Consider the following 21,224-nt stretch of genomic DNA (forward strand, 5'->3'; position numbering starts at 1 on the left):
TGGCGCCGGATGCGCACTGTCTTTGTGATGCTTCGATCGAGGATCCTCAGGATCAGCGGTTGACTCCGCTGGTGTTGTGCCATCGGCGTGCCAGAACCAGCGGTACGTGGCGGTCAGTTGCGGGCGCTTGCGGTGCAGTGGTCGGGGAGTCGGCAGCATAGGCGAGCCGCAGGTCACGCAGGGTGCCCGACGGCCGCTCTTGTAAAGCGGGGGTCGTCGGTTCGAACCCGACAGGGGGCTCCGCGAACCATCCTGGATGAGCTGCAGCTTTGGTCGTCTGGGAGCTTGATCACGGCCTCGGACTTCTCGTCCGAGGCCGTTTGCATGAGCGGAGGGTCCGGTCGGCTGGGTGGCCGCCGTGGACTGGGCAACCTTGCGTGGCCTGTTCGGCCGGGAGACGAGCCGCGCTGCCGCCTCGGCAATCGCCCGGTCGACCTGGGGAGCGGGGTCGTGTAGGGGTCCGAGGTGATGCCGATCGATGAGTGGCCGAGCATTCCCTTGAGCGAGTGCAGGTTCGCGCCCGCCGCGTGAGCGAGGCTCGCCGCCCCGTGCCCGAGGTCGTGAAGCCGGATCGGCGGTAGAGCGGCCTCCTCGGCCGGCTCGCGGAACCGGCGAGGGTGGGACGCAGCCACTCGCCGTTCTCCTTGGTGAACACCCGGCCGGTCTCGGTCCAGGCGGCGTCCCACTCCTCGCAGTCGGCTTGCTACCGCTCGCGGTCCACCCCCAAGACGGTCTCGGAGTCGAGCGCGACCGTGCGGGCACCCGCATCGGTCTTGGGATGTCCTTGTAGGCGCCCAGCCGTCCACGACGGGCTGCTCCGCCAGGGCTTAGCTGGTCTGATGGCACACCAGCTGAGCTGAGTCGCTTGTTGGGAACCCGCCCGGCGGTCACGATCCGGGCTTGTCCTGTGTAGCGGGGGTCGTCGGTTCGAACCCGATAGGGGGCTCCGCGTGTGACGGACCCGCCCGGTTGAGGTGGCCCGGCCCGCCGGCCCGGAGGGTCCTCAGGGGCTGCCCGTGGCGGCGGGCTTCCGGGTCGGCGTCGGTGTGCCGCGCAGGCGGCGCAGGGTCCAGTCGGGGGCGAGTGGCCGGGTGTGTGCGGTGAAGAGTTCGGCGGCGCGACGGTAGGAGAGGCGGGCGTGGCCGGTGTGGGGGCAGCGGTCCGGGGCGGGGGTGGCGGCCGGGGCGCGGCGGTCGGTGAGGAAGAGCGGGCCGGCGGTGCGGCCGGCGAGGAGGAGGGGGAGGAGGCCGGCGGCCCCGGCCCGCCAGTGGACGGGGGCGGCCGAGGGGTGGCTGCGGCGGTGGAGGAGGTCGAGGTCGTCGACGTCGAGGGCGAGGACGGTCTCGACCGGGGCTCCGCTCTCGTGGAGCAGGCGCCAGAGGGTCTGCTCGCGCAGCGGGGCGCGGAGGCCGAAGAGGACCCGCAGATGCTCCTGGTCGAGCGGGGCCGGGCCGGCGACGTCCGGCAGGGGCTGCGGGCGGAGGTCGGCGGTGGGGTCGGTGGTGATCCAGCCCTGGGCCCGCCACCAGCTGAGCGCGGCGCGGAGGGTGGAGAGTTCGCGGTTGAAGGTGCGCGGATCGGCGGTGGCCGCGCGGTGGGCGGCGGCGGACCGGAGCCGGGTGGCGGTCTGCGGGTGGTCGAGCAGCGCGAGCGGGAGGACGGGTGGTCGGGCGCGGCGCCGCTCGGGCCCGCCGGGCGCGGGGCGGTCGGCCAGAGCCCAGGCCCAGGTGTCCAGAGCGATCCGGTAGATCCGGCGGGAGGCGGCCCCGAGCTCGGCGGTCGCCAGATAGCGCTCGACGGCGACCGCGTACTCGACGGGCTGGACGCTCGGCATGACAACGCTTCTTTCCGCAGTAAATGGATACGGAGACTGAGTGAGGGACCGTCGGTTGTCGCGGTAAAACAGCTGGCAGACGGTGCTAAGGGACGATTTTACTGCGGCGAGTTCCGGCTCGGGAAGAATTGATGCTGAAAGGCTCAAGTTGGTCCGCCGGAAGCCTTGTCCGCGGTCGGGAATCGGCGGCAGACTTGGCGCCCATGGCAGTGGATGCGCATCGCGCACCCGAGCCGGGAGCGACGGCGCCACGGACGTGGGCGGACCGGCTGGCCGTGCTGGGTGAACGCGATTTCGGATGGTTCTTCGTCGGCTACACCACCTCGCTGCTCGGCTCCTCGATGGCGCCCGTGGCGGTGGCGTTCGCCGTCCTCGGCGCCGGGGCGGCGGCAGCGACCTCGGGTGGGTGATGGCGGCCCGGATCCTCCCGATCGTGCTGGTCATGCTGGCCGGCGGGGTGGTCGCCGACCGGTTGGGCAGCCGGGGGGTGATGCTGGCCGCGGACGTCCTGCGGGGCGCGGTGCAGGCGGTGTTCGCCCTGGTGCTGGTGTCGGGCCGGGCGCCGCTCTGGGCGATGGTGGTGCTGGTCGCCGTGTGGGGCCTGGGAGAGGGCGTGTTCCTGCCGGCGTTCGGGGCGCTGGTGCCGGGCCTGGTGCGGGACGCGGGCCGGCTCCCGGACGCCAACACGCTGCTGGGGCTGGCGCGTTCGGCCACCACGGTGGCCGGTCCGGCCGCCGCCGGCCTGGTGACGGCGGGGTGCGGCCCGGCGGCGGTCCTGCTGATCGACGCCGCCACCTACGGGATCGGCGCGGTGGCGCTCGCCCGGCTCGCCCCGCCGGCGCGGGGGCGGAAGGGCGACGGCGGCTCGATGCTCACCGAACTGCGTGAGGGCTGGTCCGAGTTCCGTTCGCGGCCCTGGCTCTGGATCACCACGGCGCACATGGGCCTGTCCAACCTGCTGGTCTGGGCACCGTTCCTGGTGCTCGGCCCGCTGACCGCGCAGCACGGGCTCGGTGGGGCGCGCGGTTGGGGGCTGGTGATGGGCGGCTACGGGGCGGGGGCGGTGCTCGGCGGCTTGCTGATGCTGGGCCGGCGCCCCGGCCGGCCGCTCCTGGTGGCGACGGTGGCGACGTTCGGGTGGGCACTGCCCTCGGCGGCGCTGGCGGTGGGGGCGCCGCTGGCGCCGGTGGTGGTGGCCGCGTTGCTCGCGGGTGTCGGTGCGGCGGTCTGCGGCACGCTGTACAGCACGACGCTGCAGAGCTGGGTGCCGGCCGAAGTCCTCGCCAGGGTGAGCGCGTTCGGCGGCCTGGGGGCGTTCGTGTTGGGACCCGTCGGGCTGGCCGCGGCCGGGCCGCTGGCGGACCGGGTCGGGGTGGGGGCGGTGCTGGCCTTCGGCGCGTTGTGGCAGCTGGGTGCCGGGGCCGTGGTGGGGGCGGTGCCGGCGGTGCGCCGACGGCGGTGGTAGCCGCGGTGCGCGACGGAACGTGGCCGGCCGCGCCGGAACCGATGGGCCCGCTCGGCCGGGACCGGCTCCGGAGGCCGACGCGGCGGGCACGGCCGCCGGAGCGGTCGTACGGTGGAGGGGCGGGGGCGAACGGAGGAGGTTGGCCATGCCCGGTTCTCTCACCATCAGCCACCACGAGGCGGCGGTCGCCCTGGAGCATGCGGACGCCAAGCGGCTCGCCACCGTGCTGGAGGAACTCGCCTACCTGCTGGAGATCCCGGGGCCGAACCGGATCAACGAGGCGCAGCTCGAAGCCCTGTGCGAGGGCCGGGCGGTCGACCGGACCGAGCTGTCCCGCTGGGCGCGCGGAACGGCCGCCGAGCTGAAGGCGCGGCTCTAGCGACGCGGGCGCGGCCCGCTCCGGCGGCGGTGGTGACGACCGGGCCGCGCCGGGCGGACCCGCCGTACGATGGCGAGCGGGGCGGGTGGTCCTCGCGCGCCCCGCGGGTACCGGCGTGGCCGGTGGCCGGCCCGGCGGAGGAGGGTGGGGGCCCGAGCGTGCCGCAGTCCGTGTCACAGCCGACGGCGATGTCCTGGATGACGGTGGAGACGCCGCTGCCGAGCGGTCCGATGCACATCGCGGTGACGCAGGTGGGAGTGGCGGCCGCGGGCTACGTGGGGCAGCCGGGCGAGCGGCCGCCGTGCACCGACCGGTCGAAGATCGACGCGGTCACCGGGCGGATAGCCGAGTACCTGGCGGGCGGGCGGCGGGAGTTGGGGCTGCCCATCGACTGGAGCCTGAGCACCGGACCGCATCGCGCGGTGCTGCGGACGCTCTGGCACGAGGTGCCGTTCGGGCGGACCATCACCTACGGCGAACTGGCGGCCCGCAGCGGGGTGTTCGAGGGTGTCACGGAGCCGGGACTGGCGGCCAGGACGGTCGGGCAGATGATGGCGGCCAATCCCGTCGCGCTGCTGGTGCCGTGCCACCGCGTGGTGGCGGCGGACGGCATCGGCGGATTCGGCGGCGGCCGGGTCGGGATCGACGTCAAGCGCTGGCTGCTCACCCTGGAGGGCGTGCTGGAGCCGACGCTGGACTGGGACGGCCCGCTGTAGCGGGGCCGGGCGGAGCACGGGCGGCGACCGGGGCGGTGGCCGCCGGCGGGGTGGCGCCGGCGGCGGTTCGCGGGTGTCGGTACGGGTGTCAGTGCACGAGTTCGACCGCGGCCGGACCGCGGTCGAACGAACCCTGGCGCGGCAGGACCGGCTGGATCCCGGAGACCAGGGTGTAGTCGATCCCGGCCGGATCCCCGGTGGGCACGGTGTCCGGCCGTTCGCCGAGCGCCAGCTGCACCGCGTTCCACGGCAGGTTGAGGCCGCACAGGCGCAGCTGGTGCAGACCGCCGGAGGGGCGGGTGTTGACGTCGATGACCACCGGCTCCCCGGCCAGGTGGCGGAACTGCACGTTGGACAGGAAGGACATCCCGACGGACTCGATCAGCCGGCGGGTGGGCTCCAGGTACCGCGGTGCGGTGGTGAAGCTCCGGCGGCGCCGGTGCTTGCTGCGGCCGACCGCGGCGAGCAGGGTGCCGTCGCGGTCGCCGAGGCAGTCGACCGATATCTCGGGACCCTCCAGGTAGGGCATCACCAGCAGGTCGGCCGGCTCGTCGGCGGCGGCCAGCGCGGCGGCCACCTGGTCGACCTGGACCCGGCTGTCCCAGCCGGCCAGCCGGTGCAGGCCGAAGGGCTCGCGGGTGAGCATCCGGAAGCCCTCGCCGCCGGCGCCGGAAGCGGGCTTGAGGCAGGCGGTGAGCCCGGCGGACTCGATCCGGTCGACGGCGGCGAGCAGGTCGTCGGCGCTCCGGACCAGCCACCACGGCGGGGTGGGCAGCCCGGCGGCGGCGATCGCCGCGTAGCCGTCGGCCTTGCTGTCGAAGGCCGCGATGGCGGTGGCGGGCGGGCAGACGAGGGCGGTGCCGATCGCCTCGAACTCCTGGTGGTGCAGCGAGATCGCGAGCTGGTTGAGCCGGGGCAGGAAGACGTCGATCGCGTGGCGGGCGCAGTAGTCGAGCGCGTAGGCGACGTAGGCGTCCGGGGGGAGGTCGCCCGGTTCCAGGGTGGCGTGGTCGGCGGCGGCGAGCACCGGGGAGTCGGCGTCGACGTGGGTCGCGTGGATCCGGACGGGGCGCGGCGCGGCGCGCAACTGTTCGATGAAGAAGACGTTCTCGGCGTAGGTGCGGTTGAGCCAGACACGTACGGGGGCACTCATGAAGGCCTCCCAGGGCAGGGGTGAACGAGGGGGAGGGCATCCGGTGCGGCCACTCGTTCGTCACTGGCCCCGTGGCCCTTGAGGCGCACCTTAGCGGCCCGGCTCGCCGGGGTGGACGGCGGGTGGGCCGGTGGCCGGGGCGGGGTCCGGCCGGGGGTCAGCCGGGGGTCGGCCGCGGGTGGCGTCGGGGTGCGGCCGGGGTCCGGAAGGAGGGGTTCGACCGCGTTCGAATAGGGATCGAACTGAAATAGATCAGGTGATCTAGTGGTCCTATTTGTTCGGTTATTCCGACCACTCGAAAGAGTGATTGTGGAAGCCTTCGAATGGGCCCATCATGATTCTTGCAAGGCGACACTTCATCGGGTATGCGAAAGGCTCCCTATGTCGACCGAAACCAACGTCGGTATTCCTGCGCCGGGCGGTACGCCGCAATCCGGTTCGCAGCAGAGCCTCGGTACGGCCGGCGCGAGGAACCTCGCGACGACCACCAAGTCCGCGCCGCAGATGCAGGGCATCAGCCCGCGCTGGCTGCTCAGGATGTTGCCGTGGGTCCAGGTCTCCGGCGGTACCTACCGGGTCAACCGGCGCCTGCGGTACGCGGTCGGCCGCGGCCGGGTGAGTGTCGTCCAGACGGGCTCCGACGTGCGGATCGTCCCACCCACCCTGCGCGAGGTGCCGGTGCTGCGCGGGTTCGAGGACGACGCGGTGCTGGAGGCGCTGGCCGGTCGCTTCGTCCAACGCGATTTCTCCGCCGGTGAGGTCCTGGTCACGGCGGGGACGCCGATCGACGAGGTCCTCATCATCGCGCACGGCAAGCTCGACCGGTGGGGAACGGGCAAGTACGGCGAAGCGGTGGTGCTCGGCTCCCTCGCCGACGGCGACCACCTGGGCGACGAGGTGCTCCAGCGCGAGGACGGCAGCTGGCCGTACGCGGTGAAGGCCGCCACTGCGGGCACGCTGCTGGCGCTCTCCTGGCCGTCGTTCCAGGAGCTCGCGGAGCGTTCCGAGGCACTGCAGCTGCAGATCATGGACTACCTGGCAGGCTTCCAGCAGGCGCAGAACAAGCACGGCGAGGCGGCGATCGAGCTCTCCGCCGGGCACCACGGCGAGTACGAGCTGCCCGGCGCCTTCGTGGATTACGAGCTGAAGCCGCGCGAGTACGAGCTGAGCGTCGCCCAGACGGTGCTGAAGGTGCACAGTCGGGTCGCCGACCTCTACAACCAGCCGATGAACCAGACCGAGCACCAGCTCCGGCTGACCATCGAGGCGCTGCGCGAGCGCCAGGAGGCCGAGCTGATCAACAACCCGGAGTTCGGGCTCCTGCGGAACGCCGCGTACGAGCAGCGCATCCAGACCCACTCCGGCCCGCCCACCCCGGACGACATGGACGAGCTGCTGAGCCGGCGCCGCGGCACCAAGATGTTCCTCGCCCACCCCAAGGCGATCGCCGCCATCGGCCGGGAATGCAACCGCCGCGGCCTCTACCCGGACACCGTCGAGGTCCAGGGCAAGCCGGTGTTCGCCTGGCGGGGGGTGCCGGTCTTCCCGTGCAACAAGATCCCGGTCGTCGGTGGTCACACCAGCTCGATCCTCGCGCTGCGCACCGGCGAGGACAACCAGGGTGTCATCGGGCTGCACCAGACCGGAATTCCCGATGAGTACCAGCCGAGCCTCTCGGTGCGGTTCATGGGGATCAGCGAGAAGGCCGTCATTTCCTATCTCGTCAGCGCCTACTACTCCGCCGCCATTCTGGTGCCCGACGCGGTGGGCGTGCTGGAGAACGTCGACGTCGCGCACCACCACGACTGACCGGGGTCGATCGGCATCGCGCCGTCCGGCCGGTCGCGGGGGTCCCGCGGCCGGCCGGACGGCGCCCACCATCAGGGGGAGGAACCCATGGGAAGTTTCACGTTGGAGCGGGAGCACCGGGAGGGCCACGAGGCGGAGGACGTGCTCGCCCGCACCCGTGGTCTGGTCGATCCGGTCCTGCGCGCCGCGGTCGACTCGCTGCCCGGCTCGATGCGCAAGGTGGCCGGCTACCACTTCGGCTGGTGGGAGGCCGACGGCTCACCGGCCGCCGCACCCTCCGGCAAGGCGATCAGGCCGGCCATGGTCCTGGCCGCCACCCAGGCGCTCGGCGGCACCACGGTGACCGCGACCGCGGCGGCGGCGGCCGTCGAGCTCGTCCACAACTTCACCCTGCTCCACGACGACGTCATCGACCGTGACGAGACCAGGCGCCACCGCCCCACCGCCTGGCGGGTGTTCGGCACCACCGAGGCCATCCTGGCGGGCGACGCCATGCACTCGCTGGCGCTGCGCCTCCTCGCGGAGGACACTCACCCGGCCGCGCAGGGCGCGATCCGCCGGCTCACCGACTGCGTGGTCGAACTCTGCGAGGGCCAGCAGATCGACTGCGCCTTCGAGAAGCGCAGTGACGTTTCGCTCGCCGAGTGCCTGGCGATGGCGGAGGCGAAGACGGGTGCGCTGCTCGGTGCCGCCTGCGCGATGGGCGCCCAGTACGCGGGCGCCTCGGAGGAGGCGGCGCAGGCGATGGACGGCTTCGGCCGGGAGATCGGCCTGGCGTTCCAGCTCATCGACGATCTGATCGGGATCTGGGGGGATCCCGCCGTCACCGGCAAGCCGGTCGGGGCGGACTTGGTGGCACGCAAGAAGTCCCTGCCGGTGGTGGCGGCGCTGGGCTCCGACACGCCGGACGGGCGGGCGCTGGCCGAGCTGTACGCGCTCGCGCGTCCGCTCAGCCCGGAGGAGTTGAGCCGTTGCGCGGCCGCGGTGGAGGGTGCGGGCGGCCGGGGCTGGGCGCAGGGGGAGTCGTGCGAGCGGATGGCCGCCGCGCTCGGCCAGTTGGCGACAGCGGTGCCCGAGCCGTCCGCGGCCGACGAACTGCTGGCGCTCGCCGAGTTGGTCACCCGGCGGACGCACTGACCGGGGGTCCGTCGGCCGCGGCGCACGGTCCGGTCCGCGCCGCTTGGCGCGCGTGCCGGTTCCTGCCGCCCGGGCGTGCGCACTGATCGCGTCGGTCCGGTGACCACAGCCCCGGTCTCCTGGCCCACCCGGGCCCGATGGACGCGCCTGGCTCGCCGCCTCGGTAGGGCGGCGAGCCAGACAGCGTCGGTGCGCAGGGCGCGGCCCGCGTCGCGCTACGCGAGGGCGGCGAGCAGGCGCTGCTCCTTGGCGGGGACCATGCCGGCCTTCTGAGCGGCACCCTTGCGGCCCTTGAGCCCGTCGGCGTCGGTGTCCTCGGCCGGGCCGCGCGCGCGGAGCCAGGCCCAGGTGTCCCGGGCGGTGTCGGCGAACGGCCGACACCGCAGGCCGGCCGCCTGCGCCCGGGCGGTGTCGGCGAGCCAGACGCCCGCCAGCTCCGGCACGTCGGGTGCCCAGAGCGGGAGTTCGCTCCAGGGCTGGACGCTGTCCGGACCTTCGGCGAGCAGGGGGCCGTCCTCGACCCAGACGAGCTCCGCCGGCGGGTGGGCGGCGCCGTCGCCGTCGACGGTCTCGCCGACCACCTCGACGCAGGTCGCCAGGAACTCCCCGAAGGTGACGTTCCCGGCCGGGGCGGTGGTGAGGTAGCGCCCGGTACGGCCGGCCTCCAGCGCGGTCACGCCGAACACCGCGAAGTCGCGGACGTCGATGACCTGCATCGCCCGGGTCGGGTCACCCGGAGCCAGTACCCGGGCGCCGCGGGCCATCCGCTCCAGCCACCACGGCAGGCGGCCGCCGTTCTCGTGAGGGCCGATCAGCAGGCCGCTGTTGAGGATCAGCGTGCGGTCGGCCCCGAACCCCTCCAGCACCGCGCGTTCGCAGCCGGCCTTGAGGGGGTTGCCGGGGGGCTGGTCGGGCGGGGTGTCGGCGGGGCAGGGGTGCAGGGGCGCGGTCTCGTCCACCGCCCGGGCCGGCCAGTCGGCGAAGGCGTGCACGGAGGAGACGAAGGTGTAGTGGTCCGCGTGCGCGCGCAGCAGCCGGGCGGAGAGCGCGGCCTGGGCGGGCTGCTGCGCCGAGGTGTCGACGACGGCGTCCCACCGCCGTCCCTCGACCAGCCGCGCCAGGTCGTCGGCGGAGTCGCGCTCGCCCCGGACGGTCTCGACGCCGGGCAGGTCGCTGCCGGAGCGGCCGCGGTTGAAGGTGGTCACGTCGTGGCCCCGGTCGAGGGCCTGCGAAGCGTAGGCCCGTCCGAGGAAGGACGAACCGCCGAGCAAGAGGATCTTCATATCGCCAGCCTCTCCCGGTCGGACCCGCCACAGGCTTCCGTTCGCGGTGGGCGGACGCACCCGGAGGTACCCCGGGCGCACTCCGGAGGCATCCGGACGCACCCGGAGCTACCTCGGAGGTACCCCAGGCGTACTCCGGAAGCATCGCGAACCCACTCCGGACGTACCCCGGACGCCCGGGCGCGCGGGCGGGGCCCCTTCCGGCATCGCCGACATGCTGATCGACTGGGCCGCCCCTAGGATCCGTTTGAACCTGTATGTCCGGATAAGGGGCATGCGCCGAGGCAGGGGAGAGCGACAGCATGGGCAACCCGGCACTCGTGGATCCGGCCACCGTCCGCGCGACCGCCGCCGAGGCATGGATCTGGGGGTTCCCGCTCCTGGAGAACTACCGGACGCTCTACCCGCAGGCCGTCGACGACGCGGACCCGCGCCACACCGGCGGCTTCGGCGTCTTCCGGCACCATGCGCAGCCCTCCACCCCGGCGACCACCGACGTCGTCACGCCCGACAACGACACCCGGTACTCCTGGGCCTGGCTCGACCTCCGGGCCGAACCGTGGGTCGTCTCGGTGCCCGCCGAGGACCGCTACTACGTCCTCCCACTGCACGAACTCGACACCTCCTACGCCGGGTTCATCGGCACCCGGGCCACCGGCCGGGAGGCTGGCGACTACCTGGTGGCGGGCCCCGGCTGGCAGGGCGCGGTGCCCGAGGGAACGGCCGGTGTCATCCGCACCGCCACCGAGCTGATCGGCATCGTCGGCCGCACCCACCTCGGCGGTACCTCGCCGGAGGCGGTCGAGGAGCTGAAGGGCCTCCAGCGGCAGTACCGGCTGCGCCCGCTGCACGAGTACGCGGGTACCGTGGCACCGCCGCCCGCACCCAATCCCGTCTGGCCGGTCTGGCGGGAGGAGGTGCTGGGCACCATCGAGTTCTTCGGCTTCCTCGACTTCCTGCTCGGCTTCTGCCCCGTGCTGCCCGCCGACGCCGACCTGCGCGGCCGGCTCACCGATCTGGGCATCGACGGCCGGGGCGAGTTCGAGCCCGCCGCGCTGCCGATCGAGGTCCGCGCCGAGATCGGGCGCGGCATCGCCGACGCCCGGGCCGAACTCACCCAGGCCGCCGAACGGGCCGCCGAACGGGCCGCCGAACGGGCCGCGGATCGGATCGGGGATCGGACCGTGGAAGGGGCCGGGGACACGCCCGGCCTCTCCGGCACGAGCGAGCGGCTCGGCACGGACCACCTCCGGCGGGCCGTCGGCGCCTTGCGGGACCTGTACGGGCTGCCCGTCGAGGAGGTCTGGTACGGCGCCTGGACGGCCGACAGCGACGGCAACAGCCCGCCGAACACCGGCGAGCACGACTACGTCCTGCGCTTCGGACCGGACGCGCTCCCGCCCGCGCGGTTCTTCTGGTCGGCGACCATGTACGCGCTCCCCGGGCGTCGGCTGGTCGACAACCCGCTGGACCGCTACTCGATCGGCGACCGCACCCCCGGGCTGGCCCACGACCCGGACGGCGGCCTCACCCTCTACCTCCAGCACAAGCGCCCGGCCGACGCCCAGCACTCGGCCAACTGGCTGCCCGCGCCCGACGGCCCGTTCGAGGCGGTCGTCCGGCTCTACGGACCGGACGAGCGGGCCCGCGAAGGCCGTTGGTCGCTCCCACCGCTGACGCCACGTTGAGCCCGGCACCGCCTCCAGCCCCGCGAGCAGCACCACCCACCCACGACCCACGACCCACGACCCACGACCCGCCACCCGCCCACGACCCACGACCCGCCACCCGCCCACGACCCGCCACCGACACACCCCGACCCCGTCACCCGGACCCCGGGAAGGACTACCGATGACCCAGCCCGAGCTGGAGGCCCTGGCCGCCGACGCCTACGTCTACGGCTACCCGCTGGTCTCCGACCTCACCATGGTCGAGCGCTTCACCGCGGGCGGCCTGGGGACCCTGCCGGCGGCCCCCTTCAACGACTTCAGCCACGCGACCAGACTGGCCGGCCCGGACGACCCCTTCGTCTCCGTCAACAACGACACCGTTTATTCGATCGCCCAGCTCGATCTCTCCGAGGGTCCGCAGGTGCTGCGGGTACCGGACACCGCCGGGGCCTACTACGTCCTGCAGTTCGTCGGCGCGTGGACCGACAACTTCGCCTACCTCGGCCGGCGGGCCACCGGCACCGGCGCGCAGACCTGGCTGGTCGTCCCGCCCGGCTGGCACGGGACCCCGCCGGACCGGGAACGCGTGATCGTCTCGCCGACCACCGTGGCCACCGTCGTCGGCCGCTTCGCCTGCACCGGCCCGGAGGACCTGCCGCGCGTCCGGGCCCTCCAGGAAGGGCTGACGCTCGAACCGCTGGAGCCCGGCGGCCTGGCCGCCGGGCTGCCCGAGCCGGACCCCGCGGTGCCGGAGCGGCTGGCCTTTTTCGAACGGCTGCGGATCTGGATGGCGGCCTTCCCGCCCGCCGGGCCGGACGTCGAGTACCAGCAGCGCTTCGCCCCGCTCGGCCTGCTCGACACCGGACCGTCGCCGTACCGCGCCGCCGAGCCCGAGTGGACCCTCGCCCTGCTCAAGGGCCTGGCCGCGGGCCGGGAACGGGTCGAGGCCGCCACCCGGCCGCCGGAGGACCACCCGGCCGGCGAGTGGCGCTCCGGGCTGCACCTGTTCGACTTCAACGTCGACTTCCTCGGCCCCGGCACCATCGACGACCCGGAGTGGCGCATCCCCGACCGCCGCGCCGCCTACCTCAGCCGCGCCGCCGCCGCCCGCGCCGGACTCTGGGGCAACCACGCGTACGAGGCCACCTACGCGATGACGTACGACGACGCCGACGGGCGGCCGCTGAGCGGCGCCCACAGGTACACGCTGCGCCTGGACCAGCCGCCGCCGGCCGAGGCCTTCTGGTCCGTCACCATGTACGGCCTGCCGGACTACTACCTGGTCGCGAACCCGATCGAGCGCTATTCGATCGGCGACCGGACGCCGGGCCTGGTCTACGCCGAGGACGGCTCGCTGACGCTCCGGCTGCAGCACGACCGCCCCACCGACCCGGCGGAGGAGGCGAACTGGCTGCCGACCCCGGCGGGGGAGTTCCGGCCGATCATCCGGCTCTACCAGCCGAAGCCGGCCGCCCTCGACGGTACCTACCGGGTGCCGCCGATCCGGCGGAGCTGAGCGGGTTGTCCGCACACCGGTGACCGGGAGGAGTCGGGATGGGTGACGCCGTCGGCCAGATGCTGGCCTCGGCCGTCGGCATCGCGCTCAGCCCGATGCCGCTGATCGCCGTGATCCTGATGCTGGCCACCCCGCAGGGCCGGACCAACGGGCCGGCCTTCACGGGCGGCTGGGTGGCGGCGCTGGGAGCGGTGGTCGCGGTGGTGGTGTCGGCCGGCTCGGGGCTGAGCACCGGCTCCGCCCCGCCGGCCTGGGCGTGGGGGCTGAAGCTGGCGCTGGGCGCGCTGTTCCTGCTGCTGGGGTTCGAGCAGTGGCGGGGCCGCCCGCGCGAGGGCCATGTGCACGCGCCGCCGACGTGGATGCAGGCGATCGACCGCTTCACCCCGGTCCGGGCGGCCGGCCTGGGCGCCGCCCTGGTGGTGGCCAACCCGAAGAACCTGGTGCTGGCGGTGGGCGGTGCGGTCTCGATCGCCACCAGTACGGCCTCCGGCGGCGGCAAGGCGGGCGCGGCCGCGCTGATGGTGGTGATCGGCTCGCTCTGCACGGTGGTGCCGCTGGCGGTGTCCCGGTTCGGCGGCGACCGGTCGACCCGGGTGCTGGGTGAGTGGAAGGCGTGGATGGCCGCGCACAACGCGGCCATCATGATCGTCCTCCTGGTCGTCCTCGGGGCGAAGTACCTCGGCGACGGCATCGCCGGGCTGACCGGCTGAGCCACGGGGCCGGGGGGCGGGTGGCGGGGCCGGGGGCAGAGCGTCCCCACCCCGGCCCGTGCCTCCCGCTCCCCTCCCGCTCCCCTCCCGGTTCAACGCGGCGAAGCGGGCGCCGACGCGCCGCCCCTCGGCGCCGGCGACGCCGACCCGCCCGGCGACGCGGCCCCGCCGGGCGTCCCCGTCCCTGTCCCCGTCCCCGGCCCGGTCGGCGCGCCCGTGGGCGCCCCTGTCGGCGCGCCCGTCGGAGCCCCGGTCGGTGTCGCCGGGGGAGCGGTCGTCGGCGTGCCGCTCGGCGCGGCCGTCCCCGTCGGTCCGGTCGGCGCCGCCGTGGGCCCGGGCCCGGTCGGGGTACCACCGGTCGGCGGGCCCGTCGGCGTACCGCCAGTGGGCGTCGGCCCCGGATCGGTCGGGGCCGAGGTCGGCTCGCCCGGCGCCGAGGTGCTGCCGCCCCGGTGGTGCGGGCCGCCCTCCAGGGTGACCACCGCCTGCGAGGGCGGCAGGGCGATCCTGGCGGTCCAGTGCGCGTCCGGCGCGAGGTCCTCGTCGACGGTGACGATCACCGTGATTCGCTGGCCCGGTGCGAGCGTTCCGGCGTCCCGGCTGAGGCGCAGCCAGGCGGCCCCCACCTCGGCGTGCCAGCGGATCTCGGTGGCGCCGGAGTTGGTCAGCGTGAGGACGGTGCGGTTGCCGTACTCGCCGGCCTCGACGGTCAGCAGCCCGATCGGCGCGGTGGCCGGTGCCCCCGGACCACCGGCGGGGCCTGCGGCACCCGGCGCGGTGCCCGGGCCGCCGGTGACGGCGGGGGCCGGTGCGGCGACCAGTGTCGGACTGCCGAGCGGGGTGGCGCCCCGGCCGGGGACCGGAATCGCGGGGCCCTGGATCCCCGGGAGCAACGTTTCTGCACCCCTGGCCCCGGCCAGTTCCAGCCCCGCCACCGCCGGGGCGGCGCCCACGGCCCCCACCACCCCGCCGGGCAGCCCGGACTGCCCGGCCACCGCCCCCGGCCCGCCCGGTCGGTGCCCGGCGGACCGCGCGTCGTCCTCGACCCGGACCGAGGAGACGGAGGCCGCCGCCCCGGTGCCGCCGCCACCCCGGTGGCCGGCCCAGAGCGCCACCACCGGCGCGGCCAGGACGGCGGCCAGCACCCCGGTGGTCACCACCCGGCGGCGTACCGCGCGGGCCCGGCCGCTGTCCGGCGCCCGGTGGCGCGGGAACCCGCCCTGGTCGAACCGGAGACCGGGCTCGACCACCGGGGCCGGCCCCGAGGACCTCCGCCGGGCCGCCCCCTCCGCCGCACGCGGCAGGAACACCGCCCCGTCGGTCCCTGCCCCGGTCGCCGCCGGGGCCGCCGGGGCGGACAGGACCGGCAGCCCGGACAGGCCGTCGGCGCCCTGCGTCACCTCGCCGGCCACCCGCTCGGCGGTGCCCCGACAGGTCGGGCAGTCCGCCACGTGCTGCACCAGCTCGCGGCGCAGCGCGGGGCCGAGCACCCAGTCCCGCCAGCTCTCCGCCCCGGCCCCGCCGAGCCGGTCCAGTTCGGGGCAGCTGCCGACACCGAGCACCAGCAGCGCCGCCCTGGTCCGGCCGACCTCGGCCTCGGCCGAGGCGAGCAGTGCGCGGCAGCTCTCGAAGGGGACGCCCAGGACGGCCGCCACCTCGATCGGGCTCAGCCGGTGGCGCACCGACAGCTCCAGCGCCTCGCGCTGCTCGGGGTCGGTGCCGGCCGCCTCGGGCCAGGCCAGCGAGGCCAGCTCCCGGCGCCGACGGCCCGCCTCCGCGGCCGAGGGACCGGCGGCGTCCGACGGGCCCGCACCGCCGGTACCCGCGCCGGTCACCGCGTCGAGCAGGCCGGCGACGGCGGCGGCCCCGGCGGCGGCACCGGGACCGGCAGCGCCAACGCCGCCGAGTCCGCCCCCGTCCTCCAGGCGCCGCAGGCAGCAGTACCGGGCCAGCGAGTACAGCCAGGCCCGGACCATCCCCGGTTCGGCGAGCCGGGCCCCGTGCCGCCGCGCCAGCTCGCGCACCTCGCGCAGGGCGGCCGCGGCCGCGTCGTGCTCGCACAGCACCGAGAGGCAGTAGGTGAACAGGCCGTCCACCTGCCGGTCGTACGCCGCGAGCACGGGGTCGCGCGGCCCTTCGATACGCGTTGTCACCCGTCCGACGGTAGAGAGACCCGGGCCCCCGCCCGGGCTCTTCCCTGCTGTTGTACTTCTTTCGGGTAACAACATCGCCCATTCGTGGACCGGAGGTGCCCGCACCGTCCCGTCCCCGCGCCGCGGCCGCCGGACCCGCGTTGTCGTACCCAGGCGCTACGGTGACCGCATGGCTGCCCGCACCAAGACCACCGCCAAGCCGCGCCCGGCGTACCGCTGCACCGAGTGCGGCAACCAGCTGCCCAAATGGGTCGGCCGCTGCCCGGAGTGCAACGCCTGGGGCACGGTCGAGGAGTACGGCGCGGTGCCGATCAGGACGACGGCCGCCGGGCCGGTGAGCGCGCCCGCGCGCCCGATCGCCCAGATCGACGGCCAGGTCGCGACGGCCCGCTCCACCGGTGTGCCCGAGCTGGACCGGGTGCTCGGCGGCGGCCTCGTCCCCGGCGCCGTGGTGCTGCTGGCCGGCGAGCCCGGCGTCGGCAAGTCCACCCTGCTGCTGGACGTCGCGGCCAAGGCGGCCAGTGCCCAGCACCGCACGCTCTACGTCACCGGTGAGGAGTCGGCCGGTCAGGTCCGGCTGCGGGCGGACCGGATCAACGCGCTCTCCGAGCACCTGTACCTCGCGGCCGAGTCCGATCTCGGCGCCGTCCTCGGGCACATCGACGCGGTGAACCCGGGCCTGCTGATCCTGGACTCGGTGCAGACCATCGCCTCCGCAGAGCTGGACGGCGCGCCCGGCGGGCCGGCCCAGGTCCGCGAGGTGGCCGGTGCGCTGATCCGGGCGTCCAAGGACCGCGGGATGGCCACCCTCCTGGTCGGCCACGTCACCAAGGACGGCCAGATCGCCGGGCCCCGCCTGCTGGAGCACCTGGTGGACGTGGTGCTGAGCTTCGAGGGGGACCGCCACGCCCGGCTGCGGATCATCCGCGGGATCAAGAACCGCTACGGCGCCACCGACGAGGTCGGCTGCTTCGAGCTGCACGACGAGGGCATCGTGGGCCTGGCCGATCCCTCCGGCCTCTTCCTGACCAGGCGTGACAAGCCCGTCCCCGGGACCTGCCTGACCGTCACGCTGGAGGGCCGGCGTCCGCTGGTGGCGGAGGTGCAGGCGCTGATGGTGGATTCGCAGATCCCGTCCCCGCGCCGGACGACCTCCGGCCTGGAGTCGCCCCGGATCGCGATGATCCTGGCCGTGGTCGAGCGGCACGGCGGGGTCAAGCTCGGCAAGCAGGACATCTACACCGCGACGGTCGGCGGGGTGAAGCTGAGCGAGCCCTCGGCGGACCTCGCGATCGCGCTCGCCGTGGCCAGCTCCTCCTCGGACACCCCGCTCCCGAGCAACCTGGTGGCGATCGGCGAGGTCGGTCTGGCGGGCGAGGTACGGCGGGTGACGGGTGTGCAGCGGCGGCTGGCCGAGGCGCACCGGCTGGGCTTCACGCACGCGCTGGTCCCGCCGGACCCGGGCAAGGTGCCGGCGGGGATGACGGTCGTCGAGGTCGCGGACATCGGTGAGGCGCTGCGGGCCATCCCGGGCCGCCGCCGGGCCGCCGCCAAGCCGCGCGGTGAGGCGCCGTCGGCGCCGCCGACCCCGCGCCGGGCCGCCGCCGCGGCGCCCGTCGCGGCCTACCCGGAGGAGCTCATGGAGGGGTGGGAGCCGGTCGACTCGGACGAACTGCGCTGACCCAAGCCCTGTTAATGCCGCACGCAGTTAGACTTTCCCCTGTCTAATTGGCAATAAGGCAGTAATAAGCGACAGAGCGACAGACCGTAGGCCGGCGCACGGCGCGAGGCGCGCGGCACGGGGTCGACCGGAGGAGTCACGTGGCAGGCAGCGACCGGGTGGACAAGTCCTCCCGCGAGGAGGCCCTGCTGCGGGCCTCCCTCACCGCCATCGCCCCCGGCACGGGGCTGCGTGACGGCCTGGAACGCGTGCTGCGGGCCAACACCGGCGGTCTGATCGTGCTCGGCTTCGACAAGACCGTCGAGTCGATCTGTACCGGCGGGTTCGTCCTGGACGTCGAGTTCACCGCGACCCGGCTCCGCGAGCTGTGCAAGCTCGACGGCGCCGTGGTGCTGGACAAGGACATCACCAAGATCGTCCGGGCCGGGGTGCACCTGATGCCGGACTCCACCATCCCCACCGACGAGACGGGCACCCGCCACCGCACCGCGGAGCGGGTCAACCGGCAGACCGGGTTCCCCGTGGTCGCGGTGTCGCACTCGATGCGGCTGATCGCGATGTACGTGAACGGCACCCGCCGGGTGCTGGAGGACTCCACCACCGTCCTCTCCCGGGCGAACCAGGCGCTGGCCACGCTGGAGCGGTACAAGCTCCGGCTGGACGAGGTGGCCGGCACGCTCTCCGCCCTGGAGATCGAGGACCTGGTGACGGTCCGGGACGTCACCGCCGTCGCCCAGCGGCTGGAGATGGTCCGGCTGATCGCCACCGAGATCGCCGGCTACGTGCTGGAGCTCGGTATCGACGGCCGGCTGCTCTCCCTCCAACTGGACGAGCTGATCGCGGGCGTGGAGCCGGAGCGCGAGCTGGTCGCCCGCGACTACTTCCCGGAGCGGGCCGCGAAGAAGGGCCGGACGGTCGCCGAGGTGCTGGCCGATCTGGAGGCGCTGACCCACGCCGAGCTGCTCGATCTGCAGACGGTGGCCAAGGCGCTCGGCTACTCGGGCTCGCCGGAGTCGCTGGACTCCGCGGTCTCGCCGCGCGGCTACCGCCTGCTGGCCAAGATCCCGCGCCTGCCCAACACCGTGATAGAGCGGCTGGTCGAGCATTTCGGCGGACTGCAGAAGCTGCTCGCGGCCAGCATCGACGATCTGCAGACGGTCGAGGGCGTCGGCGAGACCAGGGCGCGCTCGGTGCGCGAGGGCCTGTCCCGACTTGCTGAATCGTCCATCCTGGAGCGCTACGTCTGACGACGACCAGTACGTGCGGGCGGCCCTCGGGGAACCTTCCCCGGGGGCCGCTCCGTGTCGCGGCGCCGCCCGTCGCGCCGCCCCGGCGAACCCCGTCCGGAGGTGGCCGGAAATGCGCCGAAGCCCCGGCGCGGCGTGCGCCGGGGCTTGGCGGGAGGGCGTCGGGTGCGGGGCGTTCGGGGCGCTCAGCTCTCCAGGCGGATCGAGGAGCGCGCCGACACCTGGCCGCCGGAGAGGCCGGTGAGGTCGGCGACCACCAGGTAGGTGCCGGCGGGCGCGGCCGCCGGATCGGCGGTGGCGCACTGCGGCTTGCTGCGGCCGCGGTCCCAGGTGAAGGTCTCGGTCAGGCCGCTGTTGGCCGGGATCTGCACCCAGTTGCCGCCGCGGTCGGCCGGGCAGTCGCCGGAGGACCAGACGCGGTCGCCGTTGCTGGCCGTCACCGTGATGGCGGAGGCCGTCCGCCCGAGGTCCACCCGGCAGTTGGCGCCGGAGGAGTTGTGGACGGTCAGCGTCAGCTTCGGCTTGTCCTTGGGCTGGTAGGAGTTCTGGGCACTGGCCAGCTCCAGCGTCACCTGGGAGGAGGCGCAGACGGGCAGCGCCATCACCTCGGAGGTGTTCACCGGGGGAGTGCCGCCGCCGCTGCCGCCGGAGCCGCCGGCCGCGCCGCCGCCGGTACCGCCCGCGGCGGACCCGCCGCCGGTCGATCCGCCGGTGGCCGAGCCGCCGCCGGTGGGGGGGTTGGCCGCGCCACCGGAGCCCGTGCCGCCGGTGCTGAGGCTCGCGTCGCCGCCACCGGATCCGGAGACCGCGCCACCGCCCGGGTTGGTGCCGCCCGTCCCGCCGCTGCCGGGGCGCGAGTTGTTCGCGGGACCGGTCGACGACGCGCCCGGGGTGATCGTCTGGACCGGGGTCTGGGAGGGAGCGGCCTGCGCGCCCTTGCCCGCCGGTCCGTCACCACCACCGCCCTGATCGGACATCAGCCAGACGAGCAGGGCGACGACCGCGGCGGCGGCGACGGCGACGACGAGACGCCGTCGCCAGTAGATCGAGGCCGGCAACGGTCCCACGGGTTGACGCAGAGAAGGCACGCCCAAACTCTACGAGACAGTGTGTGCCCTGTGACTCATCAACACCGCACACTCGCCCCTTCCTTCACATGATCCGCCATATGAGCCGTTCGGGGGAGTCCGGGTGGGGGCCTTCCGAGGCAATCCGGAACCTGCCCGTCCGCTCAGAGGCAGCTCCGAGCCTGATCAGAGGCAGCTCCGAGGCCGCTCCGCACCCGGTCCCGCACCCGCTTCGAGCCGCGGCGCGGACATGGGAGGATCGAAGGGCCATGGCTGCCATCACCGTCACCCCCGCCGTCCCCGCCCCCTCGTCCGCGGCGGCCGCCGTACCGGCGCTGCCGCTGCCGCTGCCGGTGCTGCACTCGACCGTCCTCGGCTGGTACGACGCCCACCGGCGCGACCTCCCCTGGCGGACCCCGGAGGCCTCGCCCTGGGCGGTGATGGTCAGCGAGTTCATGCTCCAGCAGACCCCGGTGAAGCGGGTGCTGCCGGCCTACGCGGCATGGCTGGAGCGCTGGCCGACACCGGCCGACCTGGCGGCCGACGCGCCGGGCGAGGCGGTCCGGATGTGGGGCCGGCTGGGCTACCCGCGGCGGGCGCTGCGCCTGCACGGGGCGGCGGTGGCGATCACCGAGAAGCACGGCGGCGTCGTCCCGGACGACCACGCGACGCTGCTCTCGCTGCCCGGCGTCGGGGAGTACACGGCCGCGGCGGTGGCCTCGTTCGCCTTCCGCCAGCGGCACGTGGTGCTCGACACCAACGTCCGGCGGGTGTTCGCCCGCGCGGTGACCGGGGTGGAGTACCCGGCCCAGGCCACCACGGCGGCCGAGCGGCGGACGGCGACGGCGCTGCTGCCCGACGACGCCGACACGGCGGCGACCTGGGCGGTCGGCGTGATGGAGCTGGGTGCCCTGGTCTGCACGGCGCGCGCACCGGAGTGCGGCGGCTGTCCGCTGTTCAACCACTGTGCGTGGCAGCGGGCCGGCCGCCCGCCGTACGAGGGCCCGGCCCGGCGCGGCCAGACCTACGAGGGAACGGACCGGCAGGTGCGCGGGAAGCTCCTCGCGGTGCTACGGGACGCGCACGGCACGGTCGGGCAGGCACGGCTGGACGCGGTCTGGCCGGACGCGGTGCAGCGGGCCCGGGCGCTGGACGGACTGGTCGCCGACGGCCTGGTCGAGCCGGTCGAGCAGGGGGTCTACCGCCTGCCGCAGTAGCACGGGGGCGGCCCGTGGCGGCCCTTGGCGGCCTGCGGGACGGCGGACCGGAACCACCCGCGCCCGGAGACGCGAAAGCCCCCCTCCCAGGGGGCGGTTTCTAGGGGTCGTTGCAACACGTGGTCGGTTTGATCAGGCCGCGATGAGTTTATGCAGGCGCTCGGCTGGGGTTTCCCAGCCGAGCGTT

At 74.5% G+C, this 21,224-nt stretch carries 17 protein-coding genes and 1 tRNA gene; 13 read left to right on the top strand and 5 right to left on the bottom strand.

Features of this window, described 5'->3' with window-relative positions; all coding sequences use genetic code 11:
* Positions 1 to 165 precede the first annotated feature (165 nt).
* Positions 166 to 240, top strand: a tRNA-Thr gene (locus ABZ495_RS03045).
* 763 nt (positions 241 to 1,003) lie between these two features.
* Here the strand turns inward: ABZ495_RS03045 and ABZ495_RS03050 are convergent.
* Positions 1,004 to 1,834 (bottom strand): hypothetical protein, encoded by an 831-nt coding sequence (locus ABZ495_RS03050; RefSeq protein ID WP_359834163.1) that lies wholly within the window; start codon positions 1,832 to 1,834, stop codon positions 1,004 to 1,006.
* A gap of 203 nt (positions 1,835 to 2,037) precedes the next feature.
* Between ABZ495_RS03050 and ABZ495_RS03055 the strand changes: the two genes are divergently transcribed.
* From ABZ495_RS03055 to ABZ495_RS03070, 4 genes are all read left to right on the top strand, one after another.
* On the top strand, positions 2,038 to 2,244 hold the full coding sequence (locus ABZ495_RS03055) for a hypothetical protein (protein WP_359834165.1): 207 nt from the start codon (positions 2,038 to 2,040) through the stop codon (positions 2,242 to 2,244).
* Positions 2,244 to 3,299: an MFS transporter gene (locus ABZ495_RS03060; protein ID WP_359834167.1), complete on the top strand. Its 1,056-nt coding sequence runs from the start codon at positions 2,244 to 2,246 to the stop codon at positions 3,297 to 3,299. Before ABZ495_RS03055 ends, ABZ495_RS03060 begins: the two co-directional genes overlap by 1 nt.
* Before the next feature lie 145 nt (positions 3,300 to 3,444).
* Positions 3,445 to 3,678 (top strand): hypothetical protein, encoded by a 234-nt coding sequence (locus tag ABZ495_RS03065; RefSeq protein ID WP_359834168.1) that lies wholly within the window; start codon positions 3,445 to 3,447, stop codon positions 3,676 to 3,678.
* 188 nt (positions 3,679 to 3,866) lie between these two features.
* A complete protein-coding gene (locus ABZ495_RS03070; RefSeq protein WP_359834170.1) occupies positions 3,867 to 4,394 on the top strand; it encodes a methylated-DNA--[protein]-cysteine S-methyltransferase in 528 nt (175 codons plus the stop codon).
* An 88-nt stretch (positions 4,395 to 4,482) separates the two neighbouring features.
* Here ABZ495_RS03070 and ABZ495_RS03075 read toward each other — a convergent pair whose 3' ends face one another.
* On the bottom strand, positions 4,483 to 5,547 hold the full coding sequence (locus tag ABZ495_RS03075; protein ID WP_329488372.1) for an ATP-grasp domain-containing protein: 1,065 nt from the start codon (positions 5,545 to 5,547) through the stop codon (positions 4,483 to 4,485).
* Positions 5,548 to 5,928: 381 nt separating this feature from the next.
* Here ABZ495_RS03075 and ABZ495_RS03080 point away from each other — a divergent pair, with 381 nt between their 5' ends.
* Both ABZ495_RS03080 and ABZ495_RS03085 read left to right on the top strand, forming a co-directional pair.
* Entirely contained in the window at positions 5,929 to 7,356 is a 1,428-nt protein-coding gene (locus ABZ495_RS03080; protein ID WP_359834172.1) for a family 2B encapsulin nanocompartment shell protein, read from the top strand.
* An 87-nt stretch (positions 7,357 to 7,443) separates the two neighbouring features.
* On the top strand, positions 7,444 to 8,493 hold the full coding sequence (locus tag ABZ495_RS03085) for a family 2 encapsulin nanocompartment cargo protein polyprenyl transferase (protein ID WP_359834174.1): 1,050 nt from the start codon (positions 7,444 to 7,446) through the stop codon (positions 8,491 to 8,493).
* A gap of 215 nt (positions 8,494 to 8,708) precedes the next feature.
* Here the strand turns inward: ABZ495_RS03085 and ABZ495_RS03090 are convergent, their stop codons facing one another.
* On the bottom strand, positions 8,709 to 9,776 hold the full coding sequence (locus ABZ495_RS03090) for an NAD-dependent epimerase/dehydratase family protein (protein ID WP_359805186.1): 1,068 nt from the start codon (positions 9,774 to 9,776) through the stop codon (positions 8,709 to 8,711).
* Between the two features lie 302 nt (positions 9,777 to 10,078).
* Here ABZ495_RS03090 and ABZ495_RS03095 point away from each other — a divergent pair, with 302 nt between their 5' ends.
* The 3 genes from ABZ495_RS03095 to ABZ495_RS03105 all read left to right on the top strand — a co-directional run bounded on the left by ABZ495_RS03095 (position 10,079) and on the right by ABZ495_RS03105 (position 13,672).
* Positions 10,079 to 11,464, top strand: a complete 1,386-nt coding sequence (locus ABZ495_RS03095) for a DUF1254 domain-containing protein (RefSeq protein WP_359834176.1) — start codon at positions 10,079 to 10,081, stop codon at positions 11,462 to 11,464.
* Between the two features lie 163 nt (positions 11,465 to 11,627).
* Entirely contained in the window at positions 11,628 to 12,962 is a 1,335-nt protein-coding gene (locus ABZ495_RS03100; protein WP_359805182.1) for a DUF1254 domain-containing protein, read from the top strand.
* Between the two features lie 38 nt (positions 12,963 to 13,000).
* Positions 13,001 to 13,672, top strand: coding sequence for a GAP family protein (locus ABZ495_RS03105; protein WP_359834178.1), 672 nt, complete (start codon positions 13,001 to 13,003; stop codon positions 13,670 to 13,672).
* Between the two features lie 92 nt (positions 13,673 to 13,764).
* On the opposite strand, the gene ABZ495_RS03110 is transcribed toward ABZ495_RS03105, so the two are convergent.
* Positions 13,765 to 15,825, bottom strand: coding sequence for a sigma-70 family RNA polymerase sigma factor (locus ABZ495_RS03110; RefSeq protein ID WP_359834180.1), 2,061 nt, complete (start codon positions 15,823 to 15,825; stop codon positions 13,765 to 13,767).
* 169 nt (positions 15,826 to 15,994) lie between these two features.
* Between ABZ495_RS03110 and radA the strand changes: the two genes are divergently transcribed.
* The gene (gene radA, locus ABZ495_RS03115; protein WP_352286122.1) at positions 15,995 to 17,506 is read left to right on the top strand and encodes a DNA repair protein RadA; all 1,512 of its coding nucleotides are present in this window, start codon (positions 15,995 to 15,997) and stop codon (positions 17,504 to 17,506) included.
* A 140-nt stretch (positions 17,507 to 17,646) separates the two neighbouring features.
* Entirely contained in the window at positions 17,647 to 18,753 is a 1,107-nt protein-coding gene (gene disA / locus ABZ495_RS03120) for a DNA integrity scanning diadenylate cyclase DisA (RefSeq protein ID WP_329488361.1), read from the top strand.
* 185 nt (positions 18,754 to 18,938) lie between these two features.
* On the opposite strand, the gene ABZ495_RS03125 is transcribed toward disA, so the two are convergent.
* Positions 18,939 to 19,841 (bottom strand): hypothetical protein, encoded by a 903-nt coding sequence (locus tag ABZ495_RS03125; RefSeq protein ID WP_359834181.1) that lies wholly within the window; start codon positions 19,839 to 19,841, stop codon positions 18,939 to 18,941.
* 248 nt (positions 19,842 to 20,089) lie between these two features.
* Here ABZ495_RS03125 and ABZ495_RS03130 point away from each other — a divergent pair, with 248 nt between their 5' ends.
* Complete coding sequence (locus ABZ495_RS03130) at positions 20,090 to 21,037, top strand: A/G-specific adenine glycosylase (protein ID WP_359834182.1); 948 nt, start codon at positions 20,090 to 20,092, stop codon at positions 21,035 to 21,037.
* The last annotated feature ends 187 nt before the right edge of the window (positions 21,038 to 21,224 follow it).

This window comes from Kitasatospora sp. NPDC005748 (genome assembly GCF_040630735.1).
Lineage (GTDB): Bacteria > Actinomycetota > Actinomycetes > Streptomycetales > Streptomycetaceae > Kitasatospora.

Excerpts from the sequence above, each read along its gene's own strand:
- ABZ495_RS03075 (WP_329488372.1), bottom strand. The coding sequence starts at position 5,547 with ATGAGTGCCCCCGTACGTGTCTGGCTCAACCGCACCTACGCCGAGAAC.
- ABZ495_RS03080 (WP_359834172.1), top strand. The coding sequence starts at position 5,929 with ATGTCGACCGAAACCAACGTCGGTATTCCTGCGCCGGGCGGTACGCCG.
- ABZ495_RS03090 (WP_359805186.1), bottom strand. The coding sequence starts at position 9,776 with ATGAAGATCCTCTTGCTCGGCGGTTCGTCCTTCCTCGGACGGGCCTAC.
- ABZ495_RS03100 (WP_359805182.1), top strand. The coding sequence starts at position 11,628 with ATGACCCAGCCCGAGCTGGAGGCCCTGGCCGCCGACGCCTACGTCTAC.
- ABZ495_RS03060 (WP_359834167.1), top strand. The coding sequence starts at position 2,244 with ATGGCGGCCCGGATCCTCCCGATCGTGCTGGTCATGCTGGCCGGCGGG.
- ABZ495_RS03105 (WP_359834178.1), top strand. The coding sequence starts at position 13,001 with ATGGGTGACGCCGTCGGCCAGATGCTGGCCTCGGCCGTCGGCATCGCG.
- ABZ495_RS03055 (WP_359834165.1), top strand. The coding sequence starts at position 2,038 with ATGGCAGTGGATGCGCATCGCGCACCCGAGCCGGGAGCGACGGCGCCA.
- ABZ495_RS03095 (WP_359834176.1), top strand. The coding sequence starts at position 10,079 with ATGGGCAACCCGGCACTCGTGGATCCGGCCACCGTCCGCGCGACCGCC.
- ABZ495_RS03085 (WP_359834174.1), top strand. The coding sequence starts at position 7,444 with ATGGGAAGTTTCACGTTGGAGCGGGAGCACCGGGAGGGCCACGAGGCG.
- ABZ495_RS03050 (WP_359834163.1), bottom strand. The coding sequence starts at position 1,834 with ATGCCGAGCGTCCAGCCCGTCGAGTACGCGGTCGCCGTCGAGCGCTAT.
- radA (WP_352286122.1), top strand. The coding sequence starts at position 15,995 with ATGGCTGCCCGCACCAAGACCACCGCCAAGCCGCGCCCGGCGTACCGC.
- ABZ495_RS03065 (WP_359834168.1), top strand. The coding sequence starts at position 3,445 with ATGCCCGGTTCTCTCACCATCAGCCACCACGAGGCGGCGGTCGCCCTG.
- ABZ495_RS03130 (WP_359834182.1), top strand. The coding sequence starts at position 20,090 with ATGGCTGCCATCACCGTCACCCCCGCCGTCCCCGCCCCCTCGTCCGCG.
- ABZ495_RS03070 (WP_359834170.1), top strand. The coding sequence starts at position 3,867 with ATGTCCTGGATGACGGTGGAGACGCCGCTGCCGAGCGGTCCGATGCAC.